This window comes from Bacillus sp. N3378-2at (assembly GCF_033412715.1).
In the GTDB taxonomy this organism is placed as follows: Bacteria; Bacillota; Bacilli; order Bacillales; family Bacillaceae; genus Bacillus; species Bacillus subtilis.
This window is the reverse complement of record NZ_CP117986.1, coordinates 2,231,163-2,250,652: the sequence shown is the minus strand read 5'-3', so window position 1 is coordinate 2,250,652 and position 19,490 is coordinate 2,231,163. Positions and strand designations below refer to the sequence as shown.

Genomic DNA, 19,490 nt, shown 5'->3' with positions numbered 1-19,490 from the left:
CAGACGAGGGTATAAAGCAACTAGTGATTAGTGATTTGAAGGAAAATTTGAGGTGATACGAATGAATATAAATGTTGATGTGAAGCAAAACGAGAATGATATACAAGTAAACATTGCAGGAGAAATTGATGTATACTCAGCCCCGGTGCTTAGAGAGAAGCTCGTTCCTCTGGCAGAACAAGGAGCTGACTTAAGAATTTGCCTGAAAGATGTCAGCTACATGGACAGTACCGGATTGGGCGTTTTTGTAGGGACCTTTAAAATGGTGAAAAAACAAGGTGGTTCGCTGAAACTTGAAAATCTTTCTGAACGGCTGATCCGACTGTTTGACATTACAGGCTTGAAGGACATCATTGATATTTCTGCAAAGTCAGAAGGTGGAGTGCAATGAAGAATAATGCTGATTACATCGAAATGAAAGTGCCGGCCCAACCTGAATATGTGGGAATTATAAGACTGACGCTGTCAGGGGTCGCAAGCAGAATGGGCTATACGTACGATGAAATTGAAGACTTGAAAATCGCAGTCAGTGAGGCGTGCACAAATGCGGTTCAGCACGCTTACAAAGAAGATAAAAATGGGGAAGTGTCAATACGATTCGGTGTGTTTGAAGACCGTTTAGAGGTTATTGTGGCGGATGAAGGAGACAGCTTTGACTTTGATCAAAAGCAGCAGGATCTAGGGCCGTACACACCTTCGCACACAGTTGATCAATTATCAGAAGGAGGGCTCGGTCTATATTTAATGGAAACGCTCATGGATGAAGTCAGAGTGCAAAACCACTCCGGCGTCACCGTAGCGATGACAAAGTATTTAAATGGGGAGCGAGTTGATCATGACACAACCATCAAAAACTACGAAACTAACTAAAGATGAAGTCGATCGGCTCATAAGCGATTACCAAACAAAGCAAGATGAACAAGCGCAGGAAACGCTTGTGCGGGTGTACACAAATCTGGTTGACATGCTTGCGAAAAAATACTCAAAAGGCAAAAGCTTCCACGAGGATCTCCGCCAGGTCGGCATGATCGGGCTGCTAGGCGCGATTAAGCGATACGATCCTGTTGTCGGCAAATCGTTTGAAGCTTTTGCAATCCCGACAATCATCGGTGAAATTAAACGTTTCCTCAGAGATAAAACATGGAGCGTTCATGTGCCGAGACGAATTAAAGAACTGGGTCCAAGAATCAAAATGGCGGTTGATCAGCTGACCACTGAAACACAAAGATCGCCGAAAGTCGAAGAGATTGCCGAATTCCTCGATGTTTCTGAAGAAGAGGTTCTTGAAACGATGGAAATGGGCAAAAGCTATCAAGCCTTATCCGTTGACCACAGCATTGAAGCGGATTCGGACGGAAGCACCGTCACGATTCTTGATATCGTCGGATCACAGGAGGACGGATATGAGCGGGTTAACCAGCAATTGATGCTGCAAAGCGTGCTTCATGTCCTTTCAGACCGTGAAAAACAAATCATAGACCTTACGTATATACAAAACAAAAGCCAAAAAGAAACTGGGGACATTCTCGGTATATCTCAAATGCACGTCTCGCGCTTGCAACGCAAAGCTGTGAAGAAGCTCAGAGAGGCCTTGATTGAAGATCCCTCGATGGAGTTAATGTAATGATCCAGGTTGAAGAAAACGAGCATATTCAAACTCTAGTATATCAACTGAATAAAGAAGGGAAATCGATTTGCGGTGACAGCTTTTTTATGAAAGCTGATGATAAGGAGTTAATTTGCGCGGTTGCTGACGGACTGGGAAGTGGATCACTTGCTAACGAATCCTCTGCAGCCATCAAAGACTTAGTGGAAAACTATGCGAGTGAAGACGTAGAAAGCATTATCGAACGCTGTAATCAGGCGATGAAAAACAAAAGAGGCGCTACAGCATCTATCCTGAAAATCAATTTTGAGCAAAGGCAGTTTACGTACTGCTCTGTCGGAAATGTACGGTTTATTCTGCATTCCCCGTCTGGTGAAAGCTTTTATCCTCTGCCGATTTCGGGCTATTTATCAGGCAAGCCGCAAAAATACAAAACGCACACCGCCACCTATGAAAAGGGTTCAAAGTTCATTATACATACAGATGGACTCAACGTACCTGATATCCGCTCCCATTTAAAAAAAGGCCAATCGGTAGAAGAAATATCGAATTCGCTGAAGATGTATACGACATCGAGAAAAGATGACCTGACCTATATTCTCGGACAGCTGTCCTAGGAAACCTGAAAAAGAAGCTGGACATCCGGCTTCTTTTTTTGCGGTTGACTATTAGTAAGTTCACTTATTATAATTAATAAGTGAACTTATCATTTAGGGGGCTTATGGGATGTGGAATTATGAATACACTGCGGTAGCTGATGCGAATATAGAAAAAATCTGGAGCCGTTATCAGGAAACAGAAACATGGGATCAATGGGATGCGGGTATTGCATCAGCATCTTTGAAGGGACCGTTTCAAAAGGGAACGGAAGGAACATTGCTTCTGCAAGGACATACAGTTCCTTTTTGACTTGAGCATGTGGAGAAACATCGGTCATTTTCTGTCATGGCCAACATGCCGCATAACAATGTAAAAATGGAGTTTTCTCACGTGCTTCAAAAGCAAAAAGAAGATTTGCGTATCACATATGGAATTGTATTAGAAGGCGCTGAAGCAAAAAAGTGGGGAGAAATCATTGGGACTGAACTGTCTAAAGACATGCCGACGGCTGTCAGCAGGCTTGTCCATCTTTACGGAGGAGTGATAAAATGAACACAAATTACTGGATCGGCGTTGTGTCAGAGCAGCATGTATTAAAAGGCGCTGCCGGCGGTTTTGCACAGCTGTGCCATGGAAAAAAAGCCCCGCTCGCCAAAATGAAAGAGGGAGATTGGCTGATTTATTATTCTCCGAGAGACGCATATCCAGACGGCAAACTGCTGCGAAGCTTTACTGCGATCGGCAAAGTAAAAAGCGGAAACATCTATCCGTATCAAATGGCTCCGAATTTTATTCCATACCGATTAGATATAGACTATTATCCATGCCATAAAATCGGTTTTTACGACATTAAATCAAAGCTTGAATTTGTTCAGGAAACCAAGCATCTTGGCTTTTTATTTCGCAGTGGACACTTTGAAGTAAGCAAAAAAGATTTTTTGACAATAGCACAAGCGATGGGAGTTAACATAAGTGGAATGGCACTCTAAATTTAGCGGTCCGAACACAAGCCCGGGCTTTTTATTATGGCAGGCCACGCAAAGCTGGCAGCGGAAAGTGGGAAAAGCATTGGCTGAGTTTGACCTGACCCACGTTCAATTTGTTCTGCTGACCTCGTGCAAGTATATGATTGCTCACGGAGAAACCGTCACGCAAAAAAAACTTGCAAGCTTCAGCCAGACCAATATCATGATGGTTTCGGAGGTTGTGCGGACGCTTGAGAAAAAAGGATTTATCGAAAGAAGCAAAAATCCCCAAGATAAAAGAGAGGTTCTCCTGTCTCTTACAGAAACAGGAGGAGAAAAAGTAACAGCGGCTTTGCCAATTGTTGAGAAGATTGATCAAGCCTTCTTTGCAGCTGCGATGAAAAAAGAGAATTTTCTGAGCGGATTACAGGAACTATTGAAACATGAGTAAAGAGACGGGCAGCGTCAGCTGTCTTTTTTTATGTGTTTTTTTCGGTTTTTGATACACTAGAGACAGAACGACAAAATTGGAGGCTTTGGTTACATGGAAACGTCAGCCCTTTTAAAACAGCAAATTGCGAAAGAAATAGGTTTATCACAAAAACACGTTGAAAGTGTCATCCGCCTGCTAGAAGACGGCAATACAGTACCGTTTATTGCCCGGTATCGAAAAGAGCAGACGGGTTCAATGGATGAGGTTCAGATTCAGACGATTTCTGAACGCTGGCAATACATACAAAACCTGAACCAGCGAAAAGAAGAAGTCATCAGGCTGATTGCAGAGCAGGATAAACTGACAGATGATCTAAAAGGTAAAATCGAGCAATCGGTGAAGCTTCAGGAAGTGGAAGACCTTTACCGCCCTTATAAACAAAAACGCAAAACAAAGGCGACAGTCGCCAAAAGCAAAGGCCTTGAGCCGCTTGCCGACTATATCCTGACACTTCCCCAAGATGATCGTCTGGCAGCAACTGCAGACCAATACATCAGCGAAGAAAAAGAAGTGTTCACACGAGAAGAAGCGATTGAAGGCGCCAAGCACATTATTGCGGAACAAATCTCAGACGAGCCGACCTTCAGAAAGTGGATTCGCCAGGAAACCTTCAAAAGAGGAACCATTAAGTCCGCAGCCGGAAAGTCGGCAGACACCGATGAGAAAAATGTGTATGAAATGTATTACGAGTATGAAGAGCCAATTGCAAAAGTTGTTCCGCATAGGGTGCTGGCAATGAACCGCGGCGAAAAAGAAGATATTTTAAAGGTAGCGATCGAACCGCCTGCGGATCACATTAAGGCGTATTTAGAAAAACAAATCATCAAAAATCGCTCAACATCCGTAAGAGAGATTTTGCAGGAGACAATTGAAGACAGCTATAAAAGGCTGATCCAGCCGGCAATCGAGCGTGAAATCAGGAAAGAGCTCTCAGAAAAAGCTGATGAACAGGCGATTCATATTTTCTCAGAGAACTTGAGAAAGCTTCTTTTGCAGCCGCCGATGAAAGGCAAAACCGTTCTCGGTGTTGACCCAGCCTTTCGAACCGGCTGTAAGCTCGCTGTGTCAGATGAGACTGGAAAAGTCTTGAAAATTGATGTGATCTATCCGCATGCGCCAGTCAACAAAACAAAAGAAGCCCATGAAAAAGTGAAAAAGATTCTTGAGCAGTATCAAGTCGAGATGGTGGCGATCGGAAACGGCACAGCATCCAGAGAAACAGAACAATTCATCGTCAATGTACTGAAAGACATGCCGCGCAAAATTTATTATGTGATCGTCAATGAAGCGGGTGCAAGCGTCTATTCGGCTTCAGAGCTGGCCCGAGAAGAATTCCCTGACCTTAAGGTTGAAGAGCGCAGTGCCGTGTCTATTGCGCGAAGACTTCAAGACCCGCTTGCGGAGCTCGTTAAAATCGATCCGAAGTCTGTTGGTGTCGGACAGTATCAGCATGACGTCAGCCAAAAACGCTTAAATGAATCTCTGCGGTTTGTCGTCGAAACGGTCGTAAACCAGGTGGGAGTAAACGTCAACACAGCCTCCGCCGCGCTGCTTCAGTATGTAGCGGGATTATCGAAGTCTGTAGCAGGCAACGTTGTCAAAAAACGTGAGGAAATCGGAAAGTTTTCAAATCGAAAAGAACTGAAGGACATCCCAAGGTTAGGTGCGAAAACCTACGAGCAATGTATCGGTTTCTTAAGAGTGCAGGAAGGGACAGAGCCTTTGGATAGAACAGGCATCCACCCGGAAAGCTATAAAGAAACAAAAGCACTTTTGAAAAAACTCGGACTTTCAACAGAACATATCGGCACGGCGGAATTGAAGGACAAAATCAATCAGCTGGCGCTCTCTGAAACGGCAAAAGAGCTGGGAATCGGCGAAATCACTCTGAAAGACATTTGTGAACAGCTGACAAGGCCGGAACGCGATCCGCGCGATGAGGTGCCTAAGCCTTTGCTGAAAACAGACGTCCTTCAGCTGGAAGATTTGAAAGAGGGAATGGAACTGCAGGGCACCGTGCGCAATGTAGTGGACTTCGGAGCGTTTGTTGATATCGGAGTCAAACAAGACGGGCTTGTGCATATCTCAAAATTGAGCAATCAATTCGTCAAGCATCCTCTTGATGTCGTATCTGTCGGCGATATTGTGACAGTTTGGGTTGACGGCGTAGATGTACAAAAAGGCAGAGTATCGCTGTCTATGGTAAAATAAAAGCACTGCTTACGAGCAGTGTTTTTTCCTATAGAAATACCAGCATTGATTCAGCAGTTTAATTTGGTAATTATCTTTTTCAAGGAACGCTTTTTGCATCTGCTTTTTAAGCCAATTTGGCATAGGCTCATTCCTCCTCAGCTTTTATCATAAGAGGGACGGTGATTACCATATTGTATGCGAACGGTGAATTGTCCCGTTCAATGTTTTTTAAGTGAGGTGCACTATGGATAATATAGAGCTTCAAAAGCTGACAGAGGATATTTCTAAAACATATTTTAAAAAGCCGTTCCGCCATCAGGCGCTTTTTAATGACAGGCTTAAAACCACGGGCGGAAGGTACCTGTTAACCTCTCATAACATTGAATTGAACAGAAAATATCTGATTGAACACGGCAGGGAGGAACTGATCGGCATCATCAAGCACGAGCTCTGCCATTATCATCTTCACCTTGAAGGAAAAGGGTACAAGCACAGAGACAGAGATTTTAGAATGCTTTTGCAGCAAGTCAACGCGCCGAGGTTCTGTACACCCCTTAAGAAAAAAGCGGAAAACAAAAAAACTTATATGTATATCTGTACGGCCTGCGGCCAACAGTATATAAAGAAGCGCGCCATGAACCCTGACAGATACAGGTGCGGAAAATGCCGCGGAAAAATAAAAAGAATTTTTTCGTAAAAAAGGTTGACGAATATGGCAAGCCTATGTTACATTATAAAAGTCGTTACGAGAGATAAATAAAAACATTTACCTCTTGACACTGTAAATCAAGGCTGATATAATAAGTCTTGTCTCATTATTCCACAGTAGCTCAGTGGTAGAGCTATCGGCTGTTAACCGATCGGTCGCAGGTTCGAATCCTGCCTGTGGAGCCATATTGGAGAAGTACTCAAGTGGCTGAAGAGGCGCCCCTGCTAAGGGTGTAGGTCGCGTAAGCGGCGCGAGGGTTCAAATCCCTCCTTCTCCGCCATAAGATTTCGATATAAGTTCTCAACCATCGGCCCGTTGGTCAAGCGGTTAAGACACCGCCCTTTCACGGCGGTAACACGGGTTCGAATCCCGTACGGGTCATTCCATTTCGTTGGGCTATAGCCAAGCGGTAAGGCAACGGACTTTGACTCCGTCATGCGTTGGTTCGAATCCAGCTAGCCCAGCCATTTTTATTTTTGTTAAATTGAATAGTAAGAGCCATTAGCTCAGTTGGTAGAGCATCTGACTTTTAATCAGAGGGTCGAAGGTTCGAGTCCTTCATGGCTCACCATTTGTCTTTTTGCGGGTGTGGCGGAATTGGCAGACGCGCTAGACTTAGGATCTAGTGTCTTACGACGTGGGGGTTCGAGTCCCTTCACCCGCACTTTATTTACAAAGTGCACGCAAATCGGTTTTACTAGGTTAAGAGCCTACTAAACCAGCACAAACACAACACAATTTCATGATCACGCGGTCGTGGCGGAATGGCAGACGCGCTAGGTTGAGGGCCTAGTGGGTGAATAACCCGTGGAGGTTCAAGTCCTCTCGGCCGCATCACTGATACCAAGGGTTTTGACGCCCTTGGTATTTTTTTGTGTTTATTTTCAAATGATTTACTGCCCACAAACTGCCCACTTACCTAAAGTAAGTCATCTAATTTATCAGCCATTTCCTTTTGCTTGTTTGGATATAGGTGTCCATAAACATCAATTGTTGTTTTTACAGAACCATGTCCTAAACGCTCTTTAATTGTTATGTAATCTTCTCCTTGGTGTATTAATAGTGCAACGTGTGAATGTCTAAAATCATGTAAACGTATAGGAGTAAGATCGCTATCCTTGCAAAAGTATTTAATCTTCCGACTGAAAATATCTTTTCTTGAAGGTGTATCTTTATATTGAAAGATATAGGTGTCATGTGAATGTCTAATACCTAATTCATTAAACAACTCTTCTTGTGCTTCTTTCCAGCTTTCTAGTAGCTTAAGCAATTTTTTATTGATGCTAACTCGCCGAATCGAATTTTTGGTTTTTGGAGTAGTAACAACAAATTGACCATCAAGCCAGGTGCACGATTTATGCACATCTATTTCTAATAAGATTTTGTCAATATCTTTCCATTGCAGGGCGAGCATTTCACCACATCTTAGTCCAGTTAAAAAAGCAACAGTATAAAATGTTTTAAACAATAATTGATCTTGAGGAATTAAACTAATAAATTTTTTGAATTCTTCTGGTCTCCAAAACTTCATTTTCTTTCTTGTTAAAGGTAATCGTTTAACGTTGTCACACGGATTTCTTTTTAAGATTTCTTCATGTACAGCTGTATCAAAAATTTTGCTTAGACTAGTCATTATATTATTAACCGATTTATTGCTTAGACCTGTTTCCATTAAATGTTTTCTGAAATCAGTTATTTCTCTATGTGTGATTTTTTGTATATCAGATTTCAAAAAGTAATCAGATATATGTTTGTTTATAATGTATTTCTGATTCTGATAATAGTTTGGTTTACTATCTATTTCACAATTTGCTAAATAAATTGAAATTAGAGTCGGAAAGCTTACTGATCTGGACTTTCTTGCTCTTTCTTCTTGAAATTCTCTTCTTAATTTTGCTTCTAATTCTAAAGCCTCTTTTCTGGTTGATGCTACTGGTCTCGTCCTAATTCTTTCTCCAGTAATCGGGTCAAATCCAAAACTAACGTCAACTTGATATTGACCATTTTCAAGTTTTTTTACAGACATTTTATTTCTCCTTTAACCAAAAGCGCTTATTTCGTGTGAATAGATTCTGTTACTAAATGAGCCAATTTGAGAAAGTTTATAATCAGTAACAAATGATGGTACGTTGAAGTATGCTGCTATTTGTTCTTTGCTAAAACCCTGTATATATGGAAGGGCTTCATTAAGCATTTTATCTGTCAGTATTAATTCTGATGCAAATAGGCTTGCTTGATGCTCAAGTTTCTCTTTTAGAACTTTAGAGCAATTCACAACTTTAAAAGTGTTCAATCTTTTATGGAGAAAGTAATGCCCTAATTCATGGGCAATTACAAATTGTTGATGTTGGAGGTTCTCGTTGATATGAATTAAATATTGATCTGTGGCTTTGTCATGTTGTAGTAAACCGTTTGCTTGTCCAAGATCATTTTTGAGTATATAAATTTTTTGGATGTCACAAATTTCATAGACATTATTTGTACCATGTGTCTTAATTACTGATTGGACTTTATGTTTAATTCCTTTGCTTGTATAAATTGTTATCACTCTTTCTTCTTTAATTCGTCAATGAATTTAATTCCGTTTTTTAATGCTTTTTTGACAAGGCGTGCAGTTTCCTCATCAAATTCACCATCATTCATAAAAAGGAGTGTATCTTCATCCTTTAATTCCTGTATGGCTTCATTAATTGTTTTATTGAGTAAATCAGTTTCGTTTTTCTTGCTTACTTCATCCTTTCCTAATAAATAGTCTGTAGATACGTTATATAAGTTGCTCAATTTTAAGAGTGTGTCTGTATCAGGATCTCTGTAATCTCTTTCGTAATTAGACAAGTTATTGTTACCGATGTTAAGTTTCTCTGCGGCTTCTTTCTGAGTGTATCCAGCTTTTTGTCGAGCTTCTTTTAATCGTTTGCCTAGGCTCATTTTTATCATCCATTTCACAAAGAGTTGATTTTTATAAAAATAATAACAACATTTTTTGGAGAATTCATTAATTTCACCTATAAGTTAAATAAATGATTCAAAATTCTCCTTTTAGGAGTGTTTATTTCTTCTTTATGGAGAGTTTAATTATCAATATTTCCATATATGTTCAAAAAAATACACTTTAAGGTGAATTTTGTGTTGACTTACACGAAAAGGAGTTTTATAATAAAGTTAATTCACAAAGAGTTGAGTTAACGAGGAGGTGATATTTTGAAAGGAGAGTTTTTAACTGCGAGAGATATTCAAAAAATTCTTGGAGTTAAACAGGCTAAATCTTATGACATCATTAGAACTTTGAATGCTCAAATGAAAGAAGAAGGATATATGGTCATTCAAGGTAAGGTGAGTAGAGCTAAGTTTGAAGAGTGTTATTGTTACAAAGGTCCAAAATCTCAAACGGGGTGATTTTTATAAACATTGATATAACAAACTCGTTTATGAAAGAAGCTGTTCCTTTAGCCAGACAAATGGAAGGTGATTGGATAGCACGAATGAAAATTGCTCTGAATTCAGTCATCATAAATCATTATTTAAACCTTCCCTTAACAATTGAAAATGTTAATGAATTACTGCGAAAAGGTGTTTCATATCGCAGGATATGTAAGCATTATGGCATTGGAAGAAAAGACATTGAAAAGCTGCGGCAATCATCCATAGTGTGACGTTATATACCACTATAGGGAGCCGTTAAGAATCCTTTGAAAGGGGGGGTGCGATGAAAATAAGAGTAAATGCAACAATCATTACTGATGTTGAAGCTTTAAAGGCTGATAAGGATTTGAATCATTTTAAAGACTATGCCACTTGTGAAACATTCGTTGTTGATGCTGATAATTATTTGAAGGCTAATGAAGAAATATCTGAGTTGTTAAAAGGTTGGGATTGGTGGTGTATCTGGTCAACTCGTCCATTGAGTAAAAAGGATAACCAAGTGTTTACTTTGTATAACGATGATTTATATAACTTATGTCGCTAGGAGTGTTTGTTCCTTGAAAACTACATATAGACAAAAAAAGCGCCTTGACGAATGATCATCAAGAACGCCGTGTAAAGATTAGACACCTTTATTATACGGCACTTTTATAAAAATGTCATGCGTGAGTATTTGAGTGATGAACAGCAATCACTTTAAATGCTGTAGCAGGCTAGAATAAGCGTGCGGAATAGCTGTAGTCAGCTTGATGGCTATAATTAGCCTACTAGGTTGCCATGAGGGCATAAAGCCGTTAGCAACTGATAAGCGCCAAGATGGATACAGAACCGGAGCGAATCAAAAACATAAAATCGAAATTAATGTTCTTTTGTAAATAAATTATAAAAAAATGAAATGGGGATATGAAAAATGAACTTAAACTTTATTGTACCGGATATCAATATGACTTTTGGAGACATGAAATTCATGGGACTTAACAGAGAAAGGTATGTTTATGATCGTGAAAATAATAAGCGTACTGACGTACTGGAATCTAGGATTTATAACATTGCTAGTGCTGTTCAAGGTGGTCAAATTGAAGTAACTATTCCTGAGTATGCTGGGGCAAAAGAAATTCCTCCTTTTGCAGATATTGAGTTGAAAAACCCAAAAATTAGCGCTATGGCGACTAGTCAAAGGGATTCGACGTATGCCAATGTGATGTGGAAACTTGAAGCTGATGATATTGTTGTTAAAGGTGGCTCTTCTGTGAAACCTGCCGCGGCAACTGGCGGGAATGAAAAGAAATAACATGATGCTCTCATATCGGCAGGCGGGTGATGTATATGAGTGATTTCTTAAACAAAAGATTTTGGAAATACAGGGGCAAACGAATCCGCCCGTACATGAGAAACAACGTAAAATTAGCAGGCGCAATCATCTTTGTGCCTGTTTTTTTATTGTCTATGTTCCTTTTTTGGAGAGAACAACTCATTCATTTTGATCTATCTCAAGTGATAAAAAATTTTGAATGGAATGTGCCTTTAATCATTAAAAGCGTTTTATGCTCTGTGCTAATTGCTGTTGGGAGCATAGTTGCATCTTACTTTCTTTTGTTTGACAGCTATAAGAAAATCCTTCACAGGCAAAAGATTGCTAAAATGATTTTCTCTAACAAGTTTTACGAAAAAGAAAATGTGAAAGTAAGAAAAATCTTTTCAAATGAAACTGACTCAAAGGAAAAGATCACATACTTTCCTAGAATGTATTACCAGGTCAAAAACAACCACATCTATATTCGTATTGCTATGGACATGAGCCGTTTTCAGAATCGCTTCCTAGACTTAGGAAAGGATTTGGAAAACGGCTTATTTTGTGACTTGGTTGATAAACAAATGGAAGAAGGTTTTGTATGCTTTAAGCTTCTTTACGATGTCAAAAAGAATCGTATTTCCATTGATGATGCAGTGGCTGAGAATGGAATCCTTCCGTTAATGAAGCATATCTCATGGCAATTTGATAAGTTGCCGCACATGCTTATTGCGGGTGGTACAGGTGGAGGGAAAACATACTTCATGCTAACGATCATTAAGGCATGTGTTGGACTGGGGGCAGATGTAAGAATACTAGACCCTAAAAATGCAGATTTAGCAGACTTGGAAGAAGTACTTCCGAAAAAGGTCTATTCCCAAAAGAACGGTATTCTTATGTGCCTGAGAAAGTCTGTAGATGGCATGATGGAACGAATGGATGAAATGAAGCAAATGTCTAACTATAAGACAGGTGAAAACTATGCCTATTTAGGCTTAAAACCTGTTTTTATCTTCTTTGATGAATATGTGGCGTTTATGGATTTGTTAGATATGAAAGAAAGAAACGAAGCCCTTTCTTACATGAAACAGTTGGTCATGTTGGGGAGACAGGCGGGTTACTTTCTCGTTTTAGGGGCACAACGTCCAGATGCAAAATATTTGGCTGACGGTATTCGAGATCAGTTTAGCTTCCGTGTGTCGTTAGGTTTAATGTCAGATACGGGCTACGGGATGATGTTTGGTGATGTTGATAAAGCATATGTGAATAAAAAAGAGACAGGGCGAGGATATGCCAATGTTGGCACTGGTTCAGTGTTGGAATTTTACAGCCCTATCGTGCCGAAAGGATATGATTTTATGTCGTCTATTAAAAATGCGCTGGTTGGAGTCGAGGGAGCGCAGGCGACGGCAGTCGCCAGCGGCAGCGTAAGCGACCAGACGGCCAGCGGCGAAGGAGTGAGCGAAGCGAATGGATGAGCTAAAACACCCCCCCCACGCTAACAGGGGGGTAGTAATCGTAAAAGAAGAGAATGAAACCGTTGAAAGTCCTTTAGTATCAATGGTTGACTATATTCGAGTCTCTTTTAAAACTCATGATGTTGACAGAATTATTGAAGAGGTTCTTCATCTTAGCAAAGACTTTATGACTGAGAAACAATCTGGTTTCTATGGCTACGTTGGCACGTATGAACTGGACTATGTCAAAGTCTTTTATTCTGCGCCGGATGACAACAGAGGTGTTTTGATAGAAATGTCCGGTCAAGGTTGCCGTCAATTTGAATCCTTCTTGGAATGCCGGAAGAAAACATGGTACGACTTCTTTCAAGATTGCATGCAACAAGGCGGTTCGTTCACTCGCTTTGATTTAGCTATTGATGATAAAAAGACATACTTTTCTATACCGGAACTGTTAAAGAAAGCCCAAAAGGGCGAATGCATTTCACGGTTTAGAAAATCGGATTTCAATGGCTCCTTAGGTCTATCTGATGGCATTACAGGCGGGACGACAATATATTTCGGTTCTAAAAAGTCAGAAGCGTACCTTTGCTTTTATGAGAAAAACTATGAACAAGCAGAAAAGTATAACATTCCGTTAGAAGAACTAGGCGATTGGAATCGTTATGAATTGCGGCTTAAAAATGAACGTGCACAAGTGGCTATAGATGCTTTATTGAAAACAAAGGATTTAACCTTAATCGCTATGCAGATCATTAATAACTATGTAAGGTTCGTTGATGCTGATGAAAACATCACTAGAGAGCATTGGAAAACGAGCCTTTTTTGGTCTGAATTTATAGGTGATGTTGGAAAACTTCCTTTGTACGTCAAACCACAAAAAGACTTCTATCAAAAATCAAGAAACTGGCTTCGTAACTCTTGCGCTCCCACTATGAAAATGGTGCTGGAAGCTGATCAGCACTTAGGGAAAACTGATCTGTCAGATATGATCGCAGAAGCTGAACTGGCGGAAAAACATGAAAAAATGTTGAATGTGTTTATAGCTGATGTTGCTGACATGGTGGTTTAAAAACAAGCTGCTAAATCTTTATAAACACAGGTGATGCGATTAAACGTATGTGTCAACGGTACCGGAACGAAGTGAGGATAAGGAGTTGACATATTCAGCGCCACCAAAACCCTCTTGGCAATGAACAAACAACCGTTTGTTCCTGCCTACCGGCGAGGGAGTCCCCCGATGATTCGGGGGAATAGGGGGATAGATTAACAGCAATCCAACGGGCTTCCGTTGGTGGGTTTGGGTGAAACCCAAGATATTAAATAAGAAAGGTGTGCTGTCATGGTAGTGCACCATCTTAAGATATATCCAGAGTACTATGATGCTGTATTAAAAGACGTAAAGAAATTTGAAATTCGGAAAAACGACAGGTTCTATATGGTCGGAGATACGCTGGTACTTCATGAATGGATGGATGAATTTACTGGGCGGAAATTAGAAGCACAAATTATATATATTACTGATTATAAACAGCGTCCCGGTTATGTGGTTCTAGGCATTGAAAGAACTAAAGGGGGGATTGTTCATGTTTAATATTAACCTTTTGAATCAGGCCCGACTAGAGAGTGATTTGGAGTCTCTTGGCTGTTTAGATATTGCTGAGGAATTGATTGAAAAAATGATGGAAGATGTCTTTTACAGTGATGTTGCTCAAAGAGTCATAGTCCAAACTCTTGCGGTTATAGATAACGTGAATGCTAAACTTCAAGCCACCTTCAACATACTGGAGGGTGAAGACGCTGAGACAGATGAACGAAGTGTTGAATTTGAAGGAATATCCTACTATCACTGAGGGGTGAAAATATGGATTACAGGATTATAAATGAGTCCTCCCTTATAAATACATTAGAAAGGCATCTTAATATACACTTGTTGGATGACATACTCGAAAGATTAAGGGATGAAATGTCATCGGGATATGATCAAATGATCATTATTCATGTCAGAAAAGATAACGGCGGGGATATGGTTGCGAACTTGTATTTTCACTTTAGAGTCCTTGAAGAAAATGAAACGGAATCAGATGACGGAGGAGTTCTTGTCGAATTTGTAATGTATGACCCTCATGTTATAAGAAAAGATTACGAAGAAACCCATCTTAAAAACGGAGGACAAATATAACGAGGTGATCAAGTGTCTGTGGTTGATAATCACTTCAAAAGACTGGGCTTTAATGTTGGTATTCCCTCTTTAGTCTTTGTAAGAAGTTTAAGCAGAGACTGTATGTTGGTTGTCGAAGGCGAACGAGTTAAAGGGTTTGCTGAGTATCGTTATACCTTTTATAAGACAAGACACTTGCCAGATGGTCGAATGACTAGTTTAAAAGTTTATATGGAGAATCAAAGCATAAAAAGGGTGTTACATCGTGTAGCATCCTTTTTATCTTTCTTGGAAAGAACGAAACAAATTGAACAGAAGGAGTGTGAAAAAGTTGCTCAATAAAGAAATCGGCTCTGATAAAAAAGAAGAGTCATTTTTTCGGTCTGCCTTTCAAAAACTGAAACGAATTGAAAGACCGGAAAAAGACAAACAGAAAGTCCCTCGTGACAGGTCGAAACTGATAGCCGTCACATTGTGGTCTTGTGTCGGTGGCTTGCTGTTTATCTGCTTGCTCGCTGTGCTTCTGTCAATTAATACTCGCTCTCAACTTAATGACATGAAAGATGAAGCCAATAAGCCAACAAATGACGATAAACAAAAAATTTCGGTGACTGCTGCTGAAAACTTTCTATCAGGGTTCATCAATGAATATGTGAATGTGAAGAACAATCAAGAATCTATTGAAAAACGTATACAGAGCCTTGAAAGCTACATGGTGAAACAGGAGGATAACCACTTTGAAGATGAAGAACGCTTCAATGTGGATGGTTTAAAAGGTGATCGAGAGTTGAAAGATTACAGCTTATATAACGTGAAAGAAGGTGATAAAAACAGCCTTTTTCAATATAAGGTCACATATGAAAATCTATACCCTGTAGAAAAGGAAGTTGAAAAAGAAGTCAAAGACGGAAAGAAGAAAAAGAAGGTGAAAGAAAAGGTTAAAACAAATGAGAAATCTGAAAAACAAATGTTGCTGAATATTCCAGTCACAAATAAAGATGATTCCTTTGCGGTGTCTGCCGTCCCTTACTTTACCCAGATTTATGATTTGAAAGGCGATATTGCTTTTAAGGGCAAAGAAGAAACTAGAGACGAATATGCAGGCGAGAAAAAAGAATCTATCGAATCATTTCTTCAAAATTTCTTTGAGAAATACGCTTCTGAAAAGAAAGAAGAAATGGTTTATATGATGAAAAAGCCGGAAGCATTGGAAGGAAACTTGTTATTTGGGGCAGTACAGTCAGTAAAAATCTTCGAGACGAAAAAAGGTTTCGAGGTTTTTTGTGCTGTTCGATTTAAGGAAAAAGAAAATGACATTCCGGTAAATGAAAAATTCAGTCTAGAGATTACGGAAAACAGCGGTCAGTTTTATGTAAATAAACTCAAACATCAATAGGAGGTTTAAATATGGATTTCATGAATTTCTTTATTCTTGGTGCAGACCTTCCAACACTTGGAGGGGTAAAAGGTTGGGCGTCAGATGTTGTTATCCAATTCATTACGATTGTGGTCATGTTCATAGCCGCAAAGAATCTTATGAGATTAAAAATGGGCGGCATTATCTTTGTTTGCTGTATTGGCAGTGCGGTAACGTGGGTTATTAAACACTGGTCAGAATTTTCCGGCTGGATCAATGCGCTAATGGAAAAATTGTAAGGGGGCATCTGAATGGGGCGTCTGGTGTTCAACTATCGGAAGGCAATGAGAGAGCCGAAAAAAATTCAGCAATTAACCGAAAATTATTCGTTACCCTTTGCAGTTGAGTTAATACCGGCTATTAACTATTTCATTTTTGTTGGCCTATGCTTTGGGTTCTGGTACGGCGTGAGGATGATTTTTCCTCACGCTTTTGATAACAGTTTCATCATCGTGATTTTTGGAATACCGATTTTTTTAACAATGCTTGTTACGAAAATAAAGCCGGAAGGCAAAAACATTTATTTATACTTCATTGATTTTGCAAAGTATTACTTCCTCATTAAGCTTCCACAAAAGAAGTTTTGCAATGACCGAAAGGTTGATTTAAGTAATGAAAAACAAATTGAGTTTCGAAAACTTGTGAAGGTGGTGGATTATTCGAATGAGACTAAAAACGCCTATGAAGGCAATACACAAGAATTTGCTGTTAACAAGAACGGGCGACGTGTGGGCGTACTACCGAATAAAAAGCAATTCGATTCCTATGCAAAATAAAGAAAAAGTTGAATCGTATAAAAAGAAGTGGCAGCATCTTTTTGAAGAAATTACATCTTATGAGGATTTTCACTTGATGATGTATCCAAGTGAGTATGAATTAGAAAAACGATTTAAGGATTTAGAAACAGATATTGCGGCAGATGCAATGGATGTGGCACGTTACTACAATGAAGAAACGGTAAGGCTGTTAGAACAGCGATTAGGAAGGCTGACAAAGTATGACTTCATTTTAGGTGTAAAACTGAAAAGCAGTCTTGTAAATATTAGTGTCGAACTTAAAGACAATATATTATCTTTTTTCAATACAGCGACTGATACAGTCGTGAAAATGCTCGGGTGGGAACAAAATGTTTCCACCTCTTTTTTTGAAAAATATGAGGAAGTCGAAGAAACACTAGCGAATATCATGGCTTCTGTTCGCGGAGAACGGCTTTCAGAAACAGAAATGACATACATTAACCGTTATCACTTTGTACGTGGATTAAAGCACCAAACGAATGAAGAAAGTGAGATAAAGGATGTTCGCTCTATTACAAACACGATCATAGACCCCACTGACCCATCAGTATTGCATTTGCATAGTGATCAAGATGAAGGCTATTCAGCTTTTGTCGTGATTGACGAATTTCTTCACAATATGTCGGAAAGTGATTTGTTTTATGAAGCACAGTCTCTTCCCTTCCCTGTTGAAGTTCAGATGAAAATTCAAACGGAATCAAAGTCCATTACCAAGCCTGCCCTCAACCTCAAAAGACAGCAATTGAAAGAAGAACAAAAAGAGCAACAAAGCACAGGCGATCGAAGCGATGTTTCCACTGTCACAAGTGCCACAATGATAAGGCATTTACAAGATGAAATAAAGAAAGAAGATGTGCATGTGATGAACTGGCTGTCGGTGATAGTCGTTCATGGAAAGACAAAAAAAGAATGTGTGGGAAAAGCAACGATTGTCAAAAGGCATTTAAAAGGCGCTGGCATTACTTGTCGGCTTCCGGTGGCTGATCAATTGAACCTTTTTTATAAAATGCTTCCTGGTGAAAAGTTAGACATAACCGATAAGAACTGGATTCAAAAAACAACGCAAGACGGTGTGGCTGAAAGTCTGTTTGCTGTTAACTCTGATATTGGTTCGAAAATCGGCTTCTTTCTCGGCTGGGTTGATCGTTTCCAAGAGCACACCGACTTAGAAAGTGCCATTATGTCCAGCCGTGATTTTGTTTTATTCCACCCTTTCTTAGCGAACCAGCAGTTAAAAGGTTCAAAGACACGTTCTCCTCACTGCCTAATCACAGGAGACACAGGAAATGGCAAGTCATATCTGGCGAAATTGATCTTTAACTATATCAGCATGTTAAACATCAAATCTCTGTATATAGACCCTAAAAAGGAAATGAGAAAGTGGATTCAAAGAGTCTTGAATGATGAGTACATTAGAGAGAACTTTCCCTTATATATTGCACATTTAGAGAAATACAACTATATCACACTAGATCATGAAAACACGCACAACTGGGGAGCGCTTGATCCTATCTCCTTCCTCCCTCCTATGAAAGCAAAAGAGCTAGTTCAAGTCATTTTTGAACAAGTATATGACTTTAAAGGGAAGGACGACATAAACACGGCTTTCCTTCGTGCTACATCAGAAGTAATTGAGGCAAAACATAAAGGCGAACAGGTCGGCTCACTGGATATTATTCGGAAGATGCAGAACCATCCCGAAGAAGCTGTACAAAAGGCTGGCGACTACTTAAATGAGGTTGTATCAGATTCAATTTTAAAACTTTGTATTCATGATGGTTCAAACCCTGCATTGTCACTTGAAAAACGAATCACCATTTTAGAAGTTGAAAATATGGATTTGCCAGATCATGCTGAACGACTTGAAAACTACACCATATCACAACTAAAGTCTAGTGCCGTCATGTTTGCACTTGGTAAGTTCTGCGAACTATTTGGTATGAACCCAGATGAACAGACCGTTGAATTTATAGATGAAGCATGGATATTTACCACTTCTCAACAAGGCAAAAAAGTTGAGAGACAAATGCGCCGGATTGGTCGCTCATACAACAATGCGGAATACTTCATTTCCCAATCCACAAAAGACGCTTTAAAAGAAGAGGATTCTGGAAACTTCGGTGTTGCCTTTGCTTTTGATGAACCGAATGAGCGAGAAGAAGTGTTGAAATGGATGAACATGGAGGTCACAAAAGAAAACAAAAAAATGATGGAATCCATGTTTCAAGGTCAATGCTTATTTAAAGATTATTATGGCCGCACCTCCAAAATTTCGATTGAATGCCTATTCGAAGAATGGCAAGGCGCTTTAAAAACAGTAGAGAAAAAAGCTGTCGCATATGCGGAAGAAAAATATTTGTAAAAGGGGTTGAATCGTA

The 19,490-nt window shown here is 39.7% G+C and carries 28 protein-coding genes, 7 tRNA genes and 1 pseudogene; 32 read left to right on the top strand and 4 right to left on the bottom strand.

All coding sequences use genetic code 11. The features are described 5' to 3' along the window. Positions 1-61: 61 nt before the first annotated feature. The 9 genes and pseudogenes from rsbV to PUN35_RS12195 all read left to right on the top strand — a co-directional run bounded on the left by rsbV (position 62) and on the right by PUN35_RS12195 (position 5,875). Positions 62-391 carry an anti-sigma factor antagonist RsbV gene (gene rsbV, locus PUN35_RS12235; protein ID WP_003234298.1) on the top strand — a complete coding sequence of 110 codons (330 nt, stop codon included), beginning with the start codon at positions 62-64 and terminating at the stop codon, positions 389-391. Further along, complete coding sequence (rsbW, locus tag PUN35_RS12230; protein WP_003234299.1) at positions 388-870, top strand: anti-sigma B factor RsbW; 483 nt, start codon at positions 388-390, stop codon at positions 868-870. Before rsbV ends, rsbW begins: the two co-directional genes overlap by 4 nt. Beyond that, complete coding sequence (sigB, locus tag PUN35_RS12225; RefSeq protein WP_003246715.1) at positions 836-1,624, top strand: RNA polymerase sigma factor SigB; 789 nt, start codon at positions 836-838, stop codon at positions 1,622-1,624. The genes rsbW and sigB overlap by 35 nt, the downstream gene beginning before the upstream one ends. Beyond that, on the top strand, positions 1,624-2,223 hold the full coding sequence (gene rsbX / locus PUN35_RS12220; protein WP_003246608.1) for a phosphoserine phosphatase RsbX: 600 nt from the start codon (positions 1,624-1,626) through the stop codon (positions 2,221-2,223). Before sigB ends, rsbX begins: the two co-directional genes overlap by 1 nt. Positions 2,224-2,332: 109 nt before the next feature. Continuing rightward, on the top strand, positions 2,333-2,515 hold the full coding sequence (locus PUN35_RS12215) for an SRPBCC family protein (RefSeq protein ID WP_014478901.1): 183 nt from the start codon (positions 2,333-2,335) through the stop codon (positions 2,513-2,515). Positions 2,516-2,522: 7 nt separating this feature from the next. Beyond that, positions 2,523-2,758, top strand: a pseudogene (locus PUN35_RS12210) (hypothetical protein). Beyond that, positions 2,755-3,195 (top strand): EVE domain-containing protein, encoded by a 441-nt coding sequence (locus tag PUN35_RS12205; protein WP_014478903.1) that lies wholly within the window; start codon positions 2,755-2,757, stop codon positions 3,193-3,195. The pseudogene PUN35_RS12210 and the gene PUN35_RS12205 overlap by 4 nt, the downstream one beginning before the upstream one ends. Further along, positions 3,179-3,622: a MarR family winged helix-turn-helix transcriptional regulator gene (locus tag PUN35_RS12200; RefSeq protein WP_014475883.1), complete on the top strand. Its 444-nt coding sequence runs from the start codon at positions 3,179-3,181 to the stop codon at positions 3,620-3,622. The genes PUN35_RS12205 and PUN35_RS12200 overlap by 17 nt, the downstream gene beginning before the upstream one ends. A 93-nt stretch (positions 3,623-3,715) precedes the next feature. After that, positions 3,716-5,875 carry a Tex family protein gene (locus PUN35_RS12195; RefSeq protein ID WP_014478904.1) on the top strand — a complete coding sequence of 720 codons (2,160 nt, stop codon included), beginning with the start codon at positions 3,716-3,718 and terminating at the stop codon, positions 5,873-5,875. 9 nt (positions 5,876-5,884) lie between these two features. On the opposite strand, the gene cmpA is transcribed toward PUN35_RS12195, so the two are convergent. Beyond that, complete coding sequence (cmpA, locus tag PUN35_RS12190; RefSeq protein ID WP_003225207.1) at positions 5,885-5,998, bottom strand: cortex morphogenetic protein CmpA; 114 nt, start codon at positions 5,996-5,998, stop codon at positions 5,885-5,887. Between the two features lie 103 nt (positions 5,999-6,101). Between cmpA and PUN35_RS12185 the strand changes: the two genes are divergently transcribed. The 8 genes from PUN35_RS12185 to PUN35_RS12150 all read left to right on the top strand — a co-directional run bounded on the left by PUN35_RS12185 (position 6,102) and on the right by PUN35_RS12150 (position 7,400). Continuing rightward, on the top strand, positions 6,102-6,554 hold the full coding sequence (locus tag PUN35_RS12185) for a SprT family protein (RefSeq protein ID WP_003234309.1): 453 nt from the start codon (positions 6,102-6,104) through the stop codon (positions 6,552-6,554). A 122-nt stretch (positions 6,555-6,676) separates the two neighbouring features. Then, positions 6,677-6,751: transfer RNA gene (locus PUN35_RS12180), tRNA-Asn, on the top strand. 4 nt (positions 6,752-6,755) lie between these two features. Continuing rightward, positions 6,756-6,846, top strand: a tRNA-Ser gene (locus tag PUN35_RS12175). 29 nt (positions 6,847-6,875) lie between these two features. After that, positions 6,876-6,947 (top strand) — tRNA-Glu (locus tag PUN35_RS12170). An 11-nt stretch (positions 6,948-6,958) separates the two neighbouring features. Beyond that, a tRNA-Gln gene (locus tag PUN35_RS12165) sits at positions 6,959-7,033 on the top strand. Between the two features lie 28 nt (positions 7,034-7,061). Further along, positions 7,062-7,137 (top strand) — tRNA-Lys (locus PUN35_RS12160). An 11-nt stretch (positions 7,138-7,148) separates the two neighbouring features. Further along, positions 7,149-7,230: transfer RNA gene (locus PUN35_RS12155), tRNA-Leu, on the top strand. An 86-nt stretch (positions 7,231-7,316) separates the two neighbouring features. Further along, positions 7,317-7,400 (top strand) — tRNA-Leu (locus PUN35_RS12150). Between the two features lie 85 nt (positions 7,401-7,485). On the opposite strand, the gene PUN35_RS12145 is transcribed toward PUN35_RS12150, so the two are convergent. Genes PUN35_RS12145 through immR form a run of 3 tightly spaced genes read right to left on the bottom strand, consistent with a single transcriptional unit; the run spans position 7,486 to position 9,494 of the window. Next, the gene (locus PUN35_RS12145; RefSeq protein WP_014478905.1) at positions 7,486-8,592 is read right to left on the bottom strand and encodes a tyrosine-type recombinase/integrase; all 1,107 of its coding nucleotides are present in this window, start codon (positions 8,590-8,592) and stop codon (positions 7,486-7,488) included. Between the two features lie 12 nt (positions 8,593-8,604). Further along, positions 8,605-9,114 (bottom strand): metallopeptidase ImmA, encoded by a 510-nt coding sequence (gene immA, locus PUN35_RS12140; RefSeq protein ID WP_014478906.1) that lies wholly within the window; start codon positions 9,112-9,114, stop codon positions 8,605-8,607. Next, entirely contained in the window at positions 9,111-9,494 is a 384-nt protein-coding gene (gene immR / locus PUN35_RS12135) for a helix-turn-helix transcriptional regulator ImmR (protein WP_003240393.1), read from the bottom strand. The genes immA and immR overlap by 4 nt, the downstream gene beginning before the upstream one ends. Before the next feature lie 273 nt (positions 9,495-9,767). On the opposite strand from immR, the gene xis reads away from it, so the two are divergent. The 15 genes from xis to conE all read left to right on the top strand — a co-directional run bounded on the left by xis (position 9,768) and on the right by conE (position 19,474). Beyond that, the gene (gene xis / locus PUN35_RS12130) at positions 9,768-9,962 is read left to right on the top strand and encodes an ICEBs1 excisionase (protein ID WP_003240395.1); all 195 of its coding nucleotides are present in this window, start codon (positions 9,768-9,770) and stop codon (positions 9,960-9,962) included. After that, positions 9,959-10,219 carry a hypothetical protein gene (locus PUN35_RS12125; protein WP_048356433.1) on the top strand — a complete coding sequence of 87 codons (261 nt, stop codon included), beginning with the start codon at positions 9,959-9,961 and terminating at the stop codon, positions 10,217-10,219. Before xis ends, PUN35_RS12125 begins: the two co-directional genes overlap by 4 nt. 53 nt (positions 10,220-10,272) lie before the next feature. Further along, the gene (locus PUN35_RS12120) at positions 10,273-10,533 is read left to right on the top strand and encodes a hypothetical protein (RefSeq protein ID WP_003240400.1); all 261 of its coding nucleotides are present in this window, start codon (positions 10,273-10,275) and stop codon (positions 10,531-10,533) included. A 202-nt stretch (positions 10,534-10,735) separates the two neighbouring features. Then, on the top strand, positions 10,736-10,864 hold the full coding sequence (locus PUN35_RS12115; RefSeq protein WP_121517044.1) for a hypothetical protein: 129 nt from the start codon (positions 10,736-10,738) through the stop codon (positions 10,862-10,864). A 35-nt stretch (positions 10,865-10,899) separates the two neighbouring features. Next, positions 10,900-11,280 carry a helicase processivity factor HelP gene (helP, locus tag PUN35_RS12110; protein ID WP_009966619.1) on the top strand — a complete coding sequence of 127 codons (381 nt, stop codon included), beginning with the start codon at positions 10,900-10,902 and terminating at the stop codon, positions 11,278-11,280. Between the two features lie 35 nt (positions 11,281-11,315). After that, on the top strand, positions 11,316-12,758 hold the full coding sequence (gene conQ / locus PUN35_RS12105) for a coupling conjugation protein ConQ (RefSeq protein WP_041516314.1): 1,443 nt from the start codon (positions 11,316-11,318) through the stop codon (positions 12,756-12,758). Further along, entirely contained in the window at positions 12,751-13,809 is a 1,059-nt protein-coding gene (gene nicK / locus PUN35_RS12100) for a DNA relaxase NicK (protein WP_014478909.1), read from the top strand. The genes conQ and nicK overlap by 8 nt, the downstream gene beginning before the upstream one ends. Before the next feature lie 270 nt (positions 13,810-14,079). Further along, positions 14,080-14,331 carry a DUF3850 domain-containing protein gene (locus tag PUN35_RS12095; protein WP_014478910.1) on the top strand — a complete coding sequence of 84 codons (252 nt, stop codon included), beginning with the start codon at positions 14,080-14,082 and terminating at the stop codon, positions 14,329-14,331. Continuing rightward, complete coding sequence (locus PUN35_RS12090) at positions 14,324-14,590, top strand: hypothetical protein (protein WP_014478911.1); 267 nt, start codon at positions 14,324-14,326, stop codon at positions 14,588-14,590. The genes PUN35_RS12095 and PUN35_RS12090 overlap by 8 nt, the downstream gene beginning before the upstream one ends. Before the next feature lie 11 nt (positions 14,591-14,601). Continuing rightward, positions 14,602-14,919: a hypothetical protein gene (locus PUN35_RS12085; RefSeq protein WP_033882199.1), complete on the top strand. Its 318-nt coding sequence runs from the start codon at positions 14,602-14,604 to the stop codon at positions 14,917-14,919. Positions 14,920-14,931: 12 nt separating this feature from the next. Next, positions 14,932-15,240: a hypothetical protein gene (locus PUN35_RS12080; protein WP_033882198.1), complete on the top strand. Its 309-nt coding sequence runs from the start codon at positions 14,932-14,934 to the stop codon at positions 15,238-15,240. After that, positions 15,230-16,294 carry a conjugal transfer protein gene (locus PUN35_RS12075; protein WP_041516317.1) on the top strand — a complete coding sequence of 355 codons (1,065 nt, stop codon included), beginning with the start codon at positions 15,230-15,232 and terminating at the stop codon, positions 16,292-16,294. The genes PUN35_RS12080 and PUN35_RS12075 overlap by 11 nt, the downstream gene beginning before the upstream one ends. 11 nt (positions 16,295-16,305) lie before the next feature. Next, positions 16,306-16,554 carry a transposon conjugation system subunit ConC gene (conC, locus tag PUN35_RS12070; protein WP_014478915.1) on the top strand — a complete coding sequence of 83 codons (249 nt, stop codon included), beginning with the start codon at positions 16,306-16,308 and terminating at the stop codon, positions 16,552-16,554. 12 nt (positions 16,555-16,566) lie between these two features. Next, entirely contained in the window at positions 16,567-17,091 is a 525-nt protein-coding gene (locus PUN35_RS12065; RefSeq protein ID WP_041516320.1) for a conjugal transfer protein, read from the top strand. Beyond that, positions 16,979-19,474, top strand: coding sequence for a VirB4-like ATPase ConE (gene conE / locus PUN35_RS12060; RefSeq protein WP_121517049.1), 2,496 nt, complete (start codon positions 16,979-16,981; stop codon positions 19,472-19,474). Before PUN35_RS12065 ends, conE begins: the two co-directional genes overlap by 113 nt. The last annotated feature ends 16 nt before the right edge of the window (positions 19,475-19,490 follow it).